Here is a 13,620-nt window from a genome sequence, read left to right on the forward strand (position 1 = left end):
TGTCGAGGTCGCCGCGCTTCACGCCGCGGCGGGCGGCCAGCGGAACTGCGCGGGCTCGCGCGCCGCGAAGCGCCGCACCGCCTCCTTCGCGTAGTCGCTGTTCGAGGCCAGCGCCTGGCCGGACGACTCGATCTCGAGCAGCGTCTGGAGATCGCTGCCGAGCGAGGCCTGCAAGGCGCGCTTGGCGATGCTCATCGCCACCGGCGAAGCGCCCGCGAAGCTGCGCGCGATCGCCTGCGCGCGCGCGGCCAGCGCCTCGGCGGGCACGACCTCCATCGCCAGGCCCAGGCGCAGCGCCTCGGCGGCATCGATCTCGCGCGCCGAGAAGATCAGCTCCTTCGCGCGCTGCAGGCCCACCACGCGCGGCAGCGTGTAGAAGGCGCCCATGTCGGGCACCAGGCCGATGCGCTGGAACACCATGCACAGGCGCGCGCGTTCCGAGAGCAGCACGATGTCGCACATCAGCGCCAGGCTGAAACCCGCGCCGTAGGCCACGCCGTCGACGGCGGCGATCACGGGGCGATCGAGCGCCATCAGTTCGGTGCAGATGCGCGTGTAGCGCGCCATTCCGGCGCGCCGCTGCTCGGGCGTGCGCGGCCCGCCCTGCCCCATGGCCTTGACGTCGCCGCCCGCGCAGAACGCGCCGCCGGCGCCGGCGAGCACCAGCACCCGCACCGACTCGTCGGCGCGGATCGCGGCGAGGCATTCGCCGAGCTCGTCGGCCATCGTCCGATCGAGTGCGTTCTTCGCCTCGGGACGATTGAGCGTGAGCGTCGCCACGCCATCGTCGAGCCGGTAGTCGAGGGTCTTCATCGCGCCACCGCCTCGCGCACCGAGATCGGCACGCCGTCCACCATCAGGTCGCAGTACTCCGACATGCCCAGCGCGCTACGCCCTTCGCAACGGTATTCGGTGATGCCCTCGGTGATGCGCGTGTAGTCACCGGCACCGCCGGCCACGCTGCGATGCCGCAGCGGCACCAGCGCGCCGACCTTGCCGGTCAGGGTGTAGCTGCGCTCGGCCGTGCGAACCTGCGCGGTGAAGGCGCGCGGATAGTGCTGCGCGTCGTAATCGGTCTCGATGCGCCCGTCGATCACCGGCTCGTAGCGGCCGTCGCGCAGCACGTTGCCGCTCACGTGGTGGGGCTGCCCCTTGCGGCCCTTGATCGACAGCAGCACGCCGAAGTCGTCGCCGAAGGTCACGGGCAGCCATTTGTACCAGTAGAAGCTGTGCCAGTGGCGCGGGCCCCAGGACTTGTCGCGGTAGCCGTGCCCCGCGATCTCGAAGCGCAGGCCGTCCACCGCGATGTGGCCGGCCACCGCCATGTTCTGCTCGATGTGGCCGCGGTACACCGCACGCTCGGGGTCCAGCACGATCGGGCTGCCGTCGAGCGCGACGATCTCGCCGCCGTGCATCGGGGAGACGCCGCGGAAGTCGAGCGCGATCGAGGCGGGCCGCTTCGGATAGCGCTTGAAGGCGCTGCTCGGGTCGGCCATCGCATGCGGGTCGTCCATCAGCAGCAGCTCGCCCTCGTAGCGCACGCGCAGGTGCCTGAAGGGCTCGACCACCTCGAAGCGCATGCCGCCCGCGTCCAGGGTCTCGTTGTGCTCGATCTTCGGCCGCTGGTGCATGAAGCCCACGCGCCCGTCGGGCAGGTAGACGCAGCAGCTGAGCTCGGCATGCCCCTCGTGCAGCCGGTTGCCCAGACGCATCCAGGCCCCGATGCCGCGCGCGCTGTCGAAGGCATTGAAGTACGCGCTCTCGTTGTAGTTGGACACGGCCTCGGGCACGTGGTTGTACTCGTCCTGCGGATCGAGCCGCAGCTTGCTGTGGGGCGGCATGTACATGGTTCGCCCCGTACTTACAGGCTGATGTGGAAGCCGCCGTTGACCCCCAGGTGCTGGCCGGTGATGTAGGAGGCCGCGTCCGACATCAGGAAGCACACCGTCTTCACCACCTCCTCGGGCGTGGACCAGCGGCCCAGCGGAATCTGCGCGAGCATGCCGTCGCGGAATTTCTCGCCGCGCACCACCTCGGTCATCGGGGTCTCGACCACGCCGAAGCAGATCGAGTTGGTGCGGATGTTGTAGCGGCCCCATTCGCGCGCCGCCGTCATCGTGACGCCCAGCATGCCGGCCTTGGCGGCCGCGTAGTTCACCTGGCCGATCGAGCCCTTGCGGCCGGCGTCGGAGGAGATGTTGACGATGGCGCCGCCGCTGCTGTCGCCCGCCTTCGCGCGCGCCACCATGTGGCGGCCCACGGCCTGCAGCCAGTAGAAGGTGCCGGTGAGGTGCACGTCGATCACCTCCTGCCATTGCTGCGGCGTCATCTTCTCGATCATGGCCGGGCGCGTGATGCCGGCGTTGTTCACCAGGCCGTGCACGCCGCCGAAGCGCTCCACGGCCTCGGCGACGGCGCGCGCGGCGAGCTCCGCGTCGGTCACGCTGCCCACCACCTGTTGCACGCGGCCGGCGGGCAGCGCGGACATCGCCGTGCCCAGCGTGTCGGGGTTGAGGTCGAGCGCGACGACGTTGCCGCCGAGCTCCACGGCGAGCGTCGCGATCGCCTTGCCGATGCCCTGCCCGGCGCCGGTCACGACGATGGTGCGGCCTTCGAGATTGACGAGGTTCTGCATAGGTCTCCGTTGGATGATGGATAGAGGTTGAACTGGGGGTATGCGGCGCTGCGGCTCGCTCAGGCGGACGCCATCGCGGCCTTCGCGCGCTCGGCGTCCTGCAGCTGGCGCCAGGCGATCTTTCCGGTCGGCGACTTGGGCAGCTCGCGCACGAACTCGACCAGCCGCGGGTACTTGTAGGCAGCCATCTTCTGCTTCGCCCATTCGATGACGTCGGCCTCGCGCACATGGCCCGCATGCGCCTCGCGCAGCACCACCACCGCCTTCACGGTCTCGCCGCGATAGGGATCGTGCGCGGCGATCACGCAGGCCTCGGCGATGGCCGGGTGCTCGTGCAGCATCGCCTCGACCTCGGCCGGCCAGACCTTGTAGCCCGAGGCATTGACCATGCGCTTGAGCCGGTCGACGATGAAGAAATAGCCGTCCTCGTCGCGCCGCCCGAGGTCGCCGCTGCGCACGAAGCGCCGCCCGTCGATCTCCAGCAGCGCCGCGCGCGTGGCCTGCTCGTTGCGCCAGTAGCCCGCGAACACCTGCGGCCCCGACATCACGATCTCGCCCACCTCGCCGGGCGGCAGCTCGCGCAGGGTCTCGGGGTCGACGACGCGCAGGTCGGTGCCGAACAGCGGCATGCCCAGGCACTGGCGCTTGAAGGCATGCGCGGGGTTGCCCGAGACATGCGCCGTTTCCGACAGCCCGTAGCCCTCGAGGAAGTCGAGCCCGGTCAACTGCTTCAGGCGCTCGCACACGGCCTCGGGCATGCCCGCGCCGCCACCGCCGATGCGGCGCACCGAACTCAGGTCGTACTCGGCCAGCCGCGGGCTCGCGAGGAAGTCGATCACCATGGTCGGCATCGCCGTCCAGTGGCTGACCCGGTGCCGCGCGATCAGCGCCGCGGCCTGGTCGCGGTCCCAGCGCTTCATCAGCACCAGCGTGCCGCCGCCGTAGATGGGCGCGTTCAGCAGGTTCTGCATGCCGGTGATGTGGAAGTACGGCAGCGCCACCAGCTGCACCGAGTGCGGGACCATGCCCATCCAATGCGCGACCGCGACCGTGCTGGCATTGAGCGTGCGGTGCGTGTGCATGCAGCCCTTGGGCACGCCGGTGGAGCCCGAGCTGTAGAGGATCAGCGCGAGCGCGTCGGGCAGGTGCTCGAGCGGCGCGGCGGGCGCGCCGGCGGCCGCCAGCACCCGGCGCAGGCCGATGGTGCGCGATGCGCCGGATGCCGCATCCGACGACGGCTCGGCGGCTTCCACCAGATCCTCCACCGGCCCCGGGCTGCCGACGATCACCACGCGGCGCAGCCGGTGCGCGCCCGGCACCGCCAGCAGCTCCGCCACGTTGTCGGCGCCGCAGAAGGCCACCACCGCCTCGCTGTCCTCGAGGTAGTGCGGCAGCTCGTCGCGCTTGTTCATCGGGTTGACGGGCACCACCACCGCATTGATCCGCAGGATCGCGAAGTAGGCCGCGATCCAGCCGCGGCCGTTGGGCAGGTAGAGCAGCACGCGGTCGCCCGGGCGCACCGCCAGCTCGTGCTGCAGGAAGGCCGCGATGCGTTCCATCTGCTCGACCAGCGCCGCGTACGACAGGCTGCCGAAATCGTCGACCACCACCGCGCGCTGCGGAGAACGCACGGCCGACACCAGCAGGTTCGCGCACAGGTTGGTGGGTGGAACGTCGATGTCGCGCGGCAGGGTGCGCGGCCAGTGCTTGGAGTCGTGCGGGGTCATGGCTGTCGTCCTTGGTCTTCGCCGGGCCGCGGCATCGCGCGAGAGACAGCGCCGCCGATTTGCCTGTTGATTTATTTTGGTTGAACCAATGATAATCAGGCCGACGACGCAGCGTCAAGGCAGAGCGGCAACGATCCGGCCGGCGCGACGCACCCCGAGCCCGCACCGGGCGATCACACGGAGCCATTGGAATGAGCATCAAGCGACAGGCCTGCATCGCGGGCGCTTTCGAACACCCCACGCGCAAGGCGCCCGACAAGACGGTGCCGCAGCTGCATGCGGAGTGCGCGCGCGGCGCGCTGGCCGACGCCGGCCTGTCGCTGCAGGACGTCGACGGCTACTTCTGCGCGGGCGACGCGCCGGGCCTGGGCCCGCTGAGCATGGTCGACTACCTCGGCCTCAAGGTGCGCCACGTCGACAGCACCGACACCGGCGGTTCCGCCTACCTGGTGCAGGTCTCGCATGCCGCGCAGGCCATCGCCGCGGGCAAGTGCAACGTGGCGCTGATCACGCTCGCGGGACGCCCGCGCACCGAGGCCAGCGGCGTGGGCACCGGCCCGCGCAACGTGACCGCGGCCACGCCCGACGTGGCCTGGGAAATGCCCTATGCGCCGGTCACGGTCAACATGTACGCGCTGGCCGCGGCGCGCCACATGCACGAGTTCGGCACCACCAGCGAACAGCTCGCCTGGATCAAGGTCGCCGCCGCCGCGCATGCGCAGCACAACCCGAACGCGATGCTGCGCGATCCCGTCACGGTGGAGGAGGTGCTGGCCTCGCCGATGATCTCCGACCCGCTGCACAAGCTCGACTGCTGCGTCGTGAGCGACGGCGGCGGCGCGCTGCTGGTGGTGCGCCCCGAGATCGCGCGCTCGCTCGCGCGGCCCGTGGTCAGCGTGCTCGGCGCCGGCGAGACCGTGAAGGGCCAGGCCAATGGCCAGCTCGACCTCACCTACTCGGGCGCCGCCGTCTCGGGCCCGATCGCGTTCGCCGAAGCCGGCGTGACGCCGGCCGACATCCAGTACGCGTCGATCTACGACAGCTTCACCATCACCGTGCTGATGCAGCTCGAGGACCTGGGCTTCTGCCGCAAGGGCGAAGGCGGCCGCTTCGTGGCCGACGGCAACCTGATCTCGGGCGTCGGCAAGCTGCCGTTCAACACCGACGGCGGCGGCCTGTGCAACAACCATCCCGCCAACCGCGGCGGCATCACCAAGGTCATCGAGGCGGTGCGCCAGTTGCGCGGCGAGGCGCATCCGAAGGTGCAGGTCCCCGGCTGCGGCCTCGCGCTCGCGCAGGGCACGGGCGGCCTGCTCGGCTCGCGCCACGGCAGCGCCACCCTGATCCTCGAAAGGAATTGAAGATGAGCACCCCCTACCAGGAACGCGCGCTGGCCGCGCCGATCGTCGACGCCGCCACCGAGGCCTACTGGAACGCCGCGCGCGAAGGCGTGCTGCGCATCAGGCGCTGCACCGCCTGCGCCAAGGTCCACTGGTATCCGCGCGCGCTGTGCCCCTACTGCCTGGGCGACACCGCCTGGGAAGACGCCGGCGGTCTCGGCACGATCTACAGCGTGAGCGTGACCCGCCGCGCCGGCCCGATCCCCTATGCGATCGCCTACGTCACGCTCGACGAAGGGGTGACGATGCTCACCAACATCGTCGATGCCGATCTCGATGCGCTGCGCATCGGCGATCGCGTGAAGGTGTGTTTCAAGCCGGCGGAGGGTGGGTTCGCGGTGCCGATGTTTGCGCCGGCCTGACAGGCGCGGCCCGATCGGGCCGCGCGCGGGTATCGCCGCGGCCTAGTCGGTCCGGATATTGGCTTCGCGGATCACCGAGGTCCACGTCGCATACTCCTCCGCGATCCGCGCCCCGAGCTGCTCGGGCGTGCTGCCGGTAGCCGCCGCCCCGGCGGTCTCGAACTTCTCCTTCACCTCGGGCAGCGCCAGCGACTTCACGATCGCGTCGTTGAGCCGCGCCACCACCTCGCGCGGCGTGCCCGCCGGGGCGAACAGGCCGAACCAGACCTCGGGATTGAAGCCCGGCAAGGTGTTGGCGATCGGCGGCGCGCCGGGCGCGAGCGGCGAAGCCTGCAGCGACGACACGCCGAGCAGGCGCACCCTGCCCTCCTTGATGAAGGCATTCATCTGCGACGAGCTCGTGCTCAGCAGCACCTTCGACTCGCCGGTCAGGATGGCCTGGGTGGTCGGGGCCTGGCCCTTGTAGGGGATGTGGGTCATCTCGACGCCGGCGCGCCGGCTGAAGAGCTCGGTGGCCAGGTGGCCGAAGGAGGCCGGCCCGGCGGTCGCGAAGTCGAGCTTGCGCGGGTTGGCCTTCGCGTAGTCGATCAGCTCCTGCACCGACTTCGCGGGCACCGAGGGATTGATCGCGAGGATCATCGGCTGCAGCGACACCAGCGACACGGGCGCGAAGTCCTTCAGCGGCGCATAGTCGGCCTCCTTCGAGACCTGCGGCGAGATCACCAGGCCGTTGTTGGGGAACAGCAGGGTGTAGCCGTTGGCCGGCGCCTTGGCGACGAACTTGGTGCCCAGCACGGCCGAGGCGCCGGCCTTGTTCTCGATGATCACGGGCTGCTTGAGGAAGCGCTGCATCGGCTCCTGCAGCACGCGCGCGAGCACGTCGGTGGTGCCGCCCGGCGGATAGGGCACGACGATGGTGATCGGGCGGTTCGGGAAATCCGACGACGCGGACTGCGCGATGCCGGCCTGCGGCAGCGCGAGCGCGCCGGCCGCGAGCAACGCCGCCCAGAAGCCCCGGGCCGCGGCGCGCATCGGGCCCTTCGCCTTGCCGGCGACTCCCGGCAGGCGCATCCAGCTGTTCATCATGTCTGTCTCCTTCGTTGTGTGTCTCAGCCGCGCACGTGCAGCGCGCGGCTCTCGCGCAGCGCCGCGATCCGCTCCTCGCCGAGTCCGAGCAGACTGCCCAGCAGCGCGGGGCCGTCGGCACCGAGCTCGGACACGCTGCCGCGCGCATGCGCCGCGGTGCGGGCGAAGCGGAAGGCGGGGTTGGGCACCTGGAACGCGCCGGCGCCGTCGTCGATGGTCTGGAAGGCCTGGCGCTCCACCAGCGGCGGCAGCTTCATCGCCTCGCGCACGGTGAAGTAGCGCGAACACGGCACGCCCGCGGCATTCATCTCGGCCTCGCACTGCGCGGCGCTGCGATCGGCGGCCCAGTCGTCGAGCAGCTGCATCAACGCGCCCCAGTGGTGCTCGCGCTCCTGGCTGGTCGCGAAGCGCGCGTCGGTGATCCATTCGGGATGGCCGGTGCCGCGCGCCAGCGCCTCGAAATTGTTCTGGCTCACGGGCGCGATCAGCAGGAAGCCGTCCTTCGCCTTGGTCGGGCGATAGAGCGGGCGGCGCCGCTCGGCCGGGAACTGCGCCTCCTGGCACTCGTAGACGAGCAGGCCCAGCATCGCGTCCATCAGCGCGAGGTCGATGTGGTCACCCTCGCCGGTGCGCGCGGCGCGGAACAGCGCGCTCTGGATCGCGCCGAAGGCCAGCGAGCCGCCGAGCACGTCGGCCACGAAGATGCCGTTCTTCAGCGGCCGCTCGACGTCGCCCTCCTGGTAGTCGAGGTTGGCCATGTCGTAGCCGCTGGCCGCGTGCAGCACCGGCGCGTAGGCGCTGCGTCCCGACCAGGAACCCTCCTGGCCGAAGCCCGAGATCGAGCAGTACACCAGCCGCGGATTCAGCGCCGCGAGCGTCGCGTAGTCGAGGCCCAGGCGCTGCATCACGCCGGGGCGGTAGTTCTCCACCAGCACGTCGCACTGGCCGACGAGCTCGCGCACCAACGCGACCGCCTCGGGCTTCTTGAGGTCGAGCGCAAGGCTCTTCTTGCCGGCGTTGAGCTGCGCGAAGTAGGTGCTGCGGCCCTGGCGCCGCGGCGGCCGCAGCCGGATGTGGTCGCCCTCGGGCGGCTCCACCTTGATGACCTCGGCGCCGAGGTCGGCCATCAGCCGCGTGCAGTAGGGACCCGACATCATCGCGGTGAAGTCGAGCACGCGCACGCCGTCGAGCACGCCGGGCTTCGCGGCGGTGGGGTTGGCGGTCGGCTCAGCCAAGGTTGCTCTCCGTCACGGCGAGGCCGGCGAGGCGCGAGCCGCCGAGCGCGTCGAGGTAGTCGGCGTGCGCCGCGGCACCGCGCGCATAGCGCGCGAGGTAGGCCTCGAAGGCCGCGTCGTCGACGCTCGCCTTCACGTACTCGCGCAGGTGGCGTTCGTCGGCGCGGTACAGCGTGGGCGAGGCGCTCGGATGGGCACCGTAGGGCGCCTCCACCACCGCGTCGACCATCACGCTCGGCAGCTTGGTCAGGTGGTTCGAGCGGCGGATGGTGTCGGACGATACGATACGGTCCACCGAGACGATCACGTGGCGCGAGGCCTGCGCGAGCATCGCGTCGAAGAACGGCGTGGCGAGGTACTGCACATTGCCGTGCTCGTCGGCCTGCTGCGCATGGAGCAGGCACACGTCGGGCTTGATCGCGGCGGCGGCGAGCATCTTGCGCTCGCCGGGCTTCGAGGGCAGCGGCCAGTAGTGCTCGGGCGTGTGGCGCGGCAGGTCGGTGCCCAGGTCGGGGATCGCGGTCCAGGGCATGTCGCAGATGCCGGCGCGCAAGCCTCCGGCGATGCCGGGCCCGTCGAGTTCGTAGACCTTCAGCGTGCCGGCCTCGGCGCGGCGGCGGAAGTGCGGCGCGAGGCCGAACTGCTCGAAGCTGATGAACACGCAGGCGGTGCTGCGCGCGCAGCCGGCGCCGATCAGCATGTCCGGCGCGATCGAGCCGGGCGCGGGCACCAGGTCGAGATCGCGCGCGCCCTTGCGGATCAGCGCGCGCACCAGCGCCATCGGCTGGGCATTGAAGATCCAGCCGCCCAGGCCGACGCGGTGGCCGTCCTGGATGACCGACACGGCCTCGTCGAGGGTGGTCAGCTTGCTTTTGTTGGAACTCATGGCTCGTCTCTTCAGGGGAACTTGCGGCGCAGGGTGCCGCGCGTGTCGACGCGGGTGCGCAGCAGGCGCAGCTCCTCGGGCTCGGGCATGCGCGTGACGGGCGGCGTGCCCTCGACCACCAGCTCGAAGCCGGTGGCCTTGCGGATCTGCTCGAGCGTCACGCCCGGATGGATCGAGCGCACGCGCATGGCCTTGCTCACGGGCTCGAAGTCGAACACGCCCAGCGGCGACACCACCAGGCGCGGCCCGCCCGGCGGCAGGCCGGCCTCCTCGCGCGAGTTGCCGCCTTCCATGTGGCCGGGCCCGCAGAGGAAGTCGACGCGCGGCACGAAGGCACCGGGATCGTGGCGCGTGAGCGCGACGTAGAAGCGCTTGGCCAGCCCGCACAGCGCGCTGATGCCCACCGTGCCGGGGCCGCGCACCTTGGGCCGGGCCTGGTCGCCGACCACCACCGTGTTGATGTTGCCGAAGCGGTCGACCTGCAGCGCCGACAGGATCGCGAAGTCGAAGAAGTGGATCTTCCAGTCGATGAAATCGATCATGTTCGGCAGGTCCATCCAGGCCTCGGAGGACTCGATGTTCTCCGAGTCGGCCGTAGACAGCAGGTGGTCGCGCACCGGGTTCACCATGCCGCCGGGCCCCGAGATCCACCACAGCCGCGGCGCCTGCATCTCGCGCGCGAGGTTGCAGGCGGCCAGCTGGATGTCGGAGTTGGTGCCGATGATGACCTTCTCGCCATCGGCGAAGTCGCGTGCCAGCAGCACGGCGAGCAGCTCGCCGGTCGACGGCTCGTCGTCGACCGGTGTTCTTTGCTTGATATTTGGTTCAACCATTCATTGATCCTAGGAATCAACCATGGCACTGTCAAGCGGGATTCACCTGCCGGGCGCGCAAGAACGAAGGACCGCGCGCCTTGCGGCGGGCGGTCCCTGGCGGATCGGGCAAAGGGCGGCGGCGCGCGCCGCGTGGCCTCAGCGCGTGGTTTTCGCCGCGCGGGTGGCGGACTTGGCCACGGCCCTCCCGGCCGGTTTCTCGGCCGGCGCCTTGGCCGCGGCCTTGCGCGGCGCGGCCGGCGCGGCGGCCGGAGCTTCCTGCGCGGCGTCCTCCCCCACCTTCGACAGGTAGCTGCGCTGCAGCCGCTTGAGGCTGGACTCCATCTCCGCGGCGGCCGCGTCGGCGTCCTTGGCCGCGAGGTGCTTGAGGAAGCGGCGGCGCGAAGGCAGCACGTAGGCGTTCTCCTCGTGGCCGATCTGGCCGATGAACTCGGCCAGCACGTTGAGCACGCCGTTCATCACGATCACCATGATCGGATTGCCGGTCATGCGCGCGAGGATGCGGTGGAACTCGAGGTTGGTCGCCGCGCGCGCGGGGAAGTCGTCGCGCCGCAGCGCCTCCTCGGCCGCGTCGATGTTGGCGGCCAGCGCCTCGAGGTCGGCGGGCGTGGCGCGCGCGCAGGCCTCGCGCACCAGGATCGACTCGAGCCAGATGCGCGCCTCGGTAAGCTGCGCCGGCTGGATCGCGCCCATGTGGTACATGTCCATCAGGCCGGTGGCGATCGCATCGCCGCTGCGCCCGCTGATGAAAGCGCCGCCGCTGGCGCCCTTCTGCAGCCGGATCAGGCCCGCATGCTCGAGCGAGCGCAGCGCCTCGCGCAGGGTGTTGCGCGACACGCCGAACTGCTCGGACAGCGCGCGCTCCGAAGGCAGCCGCGTACCGACCTTGAGCCGGCCCTGCGACAGCTCGCCGCGGATCTGCTGGGCGATCTCCTCGAAGGCACGCGCGGAACGGATGGGCTGGAACTTGGCGCTCCGTGCGTCGGCCGCGGGCGGCGACGGTTCTTTGGCGTCCATGGGGAATCCTCCGTTGGAAAAACTAAAAGTTGGACCTTTGAGCCAAATGATAAGGGGCGGCGTTGCGCAGGCCGCTGCGGGCCAAGCCCTCGCGGTGGTGCATGTTGCCGGATCTCATTAATGGTTCTACCATTCAATTTTTTCTGAGATCCAGGAGAGATACGCCCATGCCCCCGACCCCCCTTCCCGGCGACGAAGAGCGCGCCCTGCTGCGCGACTCGGTGCGCGGCTTCCTCGAGCGCCACTGGCCGCCCGCCACCGCCGTGCCATGGGCACGCGAACCCGCGCGCGTGCAGGCGCTGTGGCAGCAGCTCGCGGCCCAGGGCCTTGCCGCCTTGGGATCGGATCCCTCCGAGGGCGGCCTGCGCGAGATCGCGCTGGTCATGGAGGAACTGGGCCGCGCGGGTTGCACGCTGCCGCTGCATCACGGCGCGCTGCTGAACCTCGCGGCGCCGCGCACGCCGCAGGGCGAAGAGCCCGCGCTGCTCGCGCTGCAACGCGCCGGCGAGGCGCGCGTGGTGCTGTGCTTCGGGGCCTTCGACGGCGACCGCGGCGCGGGCCAGGCGCGCATCGACGACGACGGCAGGCTCCATGGCGAACTCGCCTTCGTCGAGCATGCCGACAGCGCCACCCATCTCGCGGTAGTCGTGGACGGCCCCGCGCTCGCGCTAGTCGACCTGCGCGCGGTGGGCGTGCGCATCGAGGCCACGCCCGCGATGGGAACGCAGGGGCTGTTCCGCGTCGCGCTGGACGGGATCGCCGCCACCGTCCTGCCCTTTTCCGAAGACAAGCTCGGCGCGCTGCACGCGATGGCCCGCCTCGCGCTGTGCGCGCGCGCCACCGGCGCCGCCGAACGCGCCTTCGAACTCGCCGTGGCCTATGCAGGCGAGCGCCGGCAGTTCGGCCGCCCGATCGGCAGCTTCCAGGCGATCCAGCACAAGCTCGCCGACGGCCACATCGCGTTGCTGGGCGCGCGGCTCACGCAGGCCGGCGCCGCGCGCCAGCACGACCTCGGCGCCGACAACTGGCGCGTGTTCGCCGAAGCAGCCTGCGCGCTGGCCGCGGCGACGCTGCGGCGGGTGTCGCTGGAAACGCAGCACACCTTCGGCGCCATCGGCTACAGCGAGGAGCACGAGGCGCCGCGCCATTTCAAGCAGGTGCACCTCGACGTGCTGCGCCACGGCGGTGGACGCCGTGCGCGCGAGGCGCTGGCCGATCACTTCCTCGGCGAGATGCCGCGCACGCTGCCCGAATACGACCTGGGCCCGGCCGGCAACGCCTTCCGCGAGGAGGTGCGCGCCTGGCTGCGGACGCACTGGTCGGGCGAACGCAAGGCCGCGCACGAGGCGCTGGACTTCAAGGCGCGTGAGTACGACCGCGAGTTCGCGCGCGCGCTCGGGCGCACCGGCTGGATCGGCCTCTCGTGGCCGCAGCGCTTCGGCGGCCAGGCGCGCGGCGCCTTCGAGCAACTGGCCTTCGTCGAGGAGATGGAACGCGCCGAGGCGCCGCGCGTGGGCGCGCCGGTGCAGGCCGCGATGCTGCAGGTGCACGGCAGCGCCGCGCAACAGGCGCGCTACCTGCCCGAGATCCTGCGCGGCGAGGCGATCTACGGCATGGGCTACAGCGAGCCCGACGCGGGCTCCGACCTCGCGTCGATGCGCACCCGCGCGGTACGCGACGGCGACCACTACGTGATCGACGGCCAGAAGATCTGGACCACCACCTACTGGGGCGACTACATGCTGCTGGCCACCCGCACCGACCCCGAGGCGAGCCCGCCGCATGCCGGCCTGAGCCTGTTCATCGTGCCGATGGACACGCCCGGCATCACCATCCGCACCTCGACCACGATGTACGGCGGCAGCTTCGCCAATGTCTTCTACGACGGCGTGCGCGTGCCGGCCGAGGCGATGGTGGGCGAGCTCCACGGCGGCTGGAAGGTGCTGGTCGGGGCACTGGCCACCGAGCGCGGCTTCATCGGCGGCGGCATCGTGATGAAGGTGGCGCATGCCTTCGAGCAGCTGTGCGAGCACCTGCGCGGCGCGACGGGTGCCGACGGCCGGCCGATGCGCCTCGATCCGCTGGTGCGCGAGCGCATCGCCGACCTGGCGGGGCAGATCGAGGCCGGGCGCCGCATGATGATGCACTGCGCCGAGCGTGTCGACGCGGGCGAGACGCCGCTGCACGACGCGGCCGCGAGCAAGGTCTATTCGGGCGAGCTGATGGAGCGCTTCGGCGAGGTGGCGCTCGACCTGCTCGGCATGGAAGGCACGCTCGGCGAGGGCAGCCCCGGTGCGGTACTGCGCGGGCGCATCGAGCAGAACCTGCGCCATGCGCTGATGTGGGTGATCAGCATCGGCACCAACGAGATCCAGCGCAGCCTGATCGCGCAGCGCGGGCTCGGGCTGCCGCGCTGAACGTGCCTCGGGCCGGCGCGGC

At 70.9% G+C, this 13,620-nt stretch carries 12 protein-coding genes; 3 read left to right on the forward strand and 9 right to left on the reverse strand.

Annotation, left to right across the window (positions count from 1 at the left end; all coding sequences use genetic code 11):
• Positions 1-18 precede the first annotated feature (18 nt).
• The 4 genes from AC07RV_RS03550 to AC07RV_RS03565 are packed head-to-tail and all read right to left on the reverse strand — an operon-like array spanning position 19 to position 4,362.
• Positions 19-813 (reverse strand): enoyl-CoA hydratase/isomerase family protein, encoded by a 795-nt coding sequence (locus tag AC07RV_RS03550; RefSeq protein WP_296782456.1) that lies wholly within the window; start codon positions 811-813, stop codon positions 19-21.
• On the reverse strand, positions 810-1,847 hold the full coding sequence (locus AC07RV_RS03555) for a DUF7064 domain-containing protein (protein WP_296782458.1): 1,038 nt from the start codon (positions 1,845-1,847) through the stop codon (positions 810-812). The genes AC07RV_RS03550 and AC07RV_RS03555 overlap by 4 nt, the downstream gene beginning before the upstream one ends.
• Before the next feature lie 14 nt (positions 1,848-1,861).
• Positions 1,862-2,635: an SDR family NAD(P)-dependent oxidoreductase gene (locus AC07RV_RS03560; RefSeq protein WP_296782460.1), complete on the reverse strand. Its 774-nt coding sequence runs from the start codon at positions 2,633-2,635 to the stop codon at positions 1,862-1,864.
• Positions 2,636-2,694: 59 nt separating this feature from the next.
• Positions 2,695-4,362: a long-chain-fatty-acid--CoA ligase gene (locus AC07RV_RS03565; protein WP_296782462.1), complete on the reverse strand. Its 1,668-nt coding sequence runs from the start codon at positions 4,360-4,362 to the stop codon at positions 2,695-2,697.
• A gap of 191 nt (positions 4,363-4,553) precedes the next feature.
• Between AC07RV_RS03565 and AC07RV_RS03570 the strand changes: the two genes are divergently transcribed.
• Positions 4,554-5,723: a thiolase family protein gene (locus tag AC07RV_RS03570; protein ID WP_296782464.1), complete on the forward strand. Its 1,170-nt coding sequence runs from the start codon at positions 4,554-4,556 to the stop codon at positions 5,721-5,723.
• A 2-nt stretch (positions 5,724-5,725) separates the two neighbouring features.
• Positions 5,726-6,124 carry a Zn-ribbon domain-containing OB-fold protein gene (locus AC07RV_RS03575; protein ID WP_296782466.1) on the forward strand — a complete coding sequence of 133 codons (399 nt, stop codon included), beginning with the start codon at positions 5,726-5,728 and terminating at the stop codon, positions 6,122-6,124.
• A gap of 42 nt (positions 6,125-6,166) precedes the next feature.
• Here AC07RV_RS03575 and AC07RV_RS03580 read toward each other — a convergent pair whose 3' ends face one another.
• The 5 genes from AC07RV_RS03580 to AC07RV_RS03600 form a co-directional block, all read right to left on the reverse strand.
• Positions 6,167-7,210 (reverse strand): Bug family tripartite tricarboxylate transporter substrate binding protein, encoded by a 1,044-nt coding sequence (locus AC07RV_RS03580; protein ID WP_296782468.1) that lies wholly within the window; start codon positions 7,208-7,210, stop codon positions 6,167-6,169.
• Between the two features lie 23 nt (positions 7,211-7,233).
• Complete coding sequence (locus tag AC07RV_RS03585) at positions 7,234-8,445, reverse strand: CaiB/BaiF CoA transferase family protein (RefSeq protein ID WP_296782469.1); 1,212 nt, start codon at positions 8,443-8,445, stop codon at positions 7,234-7,236.
• Positions 8,438-9,331, reverse strand: a complete 894-nt coding sequence (locus AC07RV_RS03590; RefSeq protein ID WP_296782470.1) for a CoA transferase subunit A — start codon at positions 9,329-9,331, stop codon at positions 8,438-8,440. The genes AC07RV_RS03585 and AC07RV_RS03590 overlap by 8 nt, the downstream gene beginning before the upstream one ends.
• 11 nt (positions 9,332-9,342) lie before the next feature.
• Positions 9,343-10,164 carry a CoA-transferase subunit beta gene (locus AC07RV_RS03595; RefSeq protein ID WP_296782472.1) on the reverse strand — a complete coding sequence of 274 codons (822 nt, stop codon included), beginning with the start codon at positions 10,162-10,164 and terminating at the stop codon, positions 9,343-9,345.
• Positions 10,165-10,302: 138 nt separating this feature from the next.
• Positions 10,303-11,181, reverse strand: coding sequence for a FadR/GntR family transcriptional regulator (locus tag AC07RV_RS03600; RefSeq protein WP_296782473.1), 879 nt, complete (start codon positions 11,179-11,181; stop codon positions 10,303-10,305).
• Between the two features lie 167 nt (positions 11,182-11,348).
• Between AC07RV_RS03600 and AC07RV_RS03605 the strand changes: the two genes are divergently transcribed.
• Positions 11,349-13,598, forward strand: coding sequence for an acyl-CoA dehydrogenase family protein (locus AC07RV_RS03605; protein WP_296782474.1), 2,250 nt, complete (start codon positions 11,349-11,351; stop codon positions 13,596-13,598).
• Positions 13,599-13,620: the final 22 nt, after the last annotated feature.

It is taken from the genome of Variovorax sp. GW821-FHT09B01 (genome assembly GCF_059418345.1).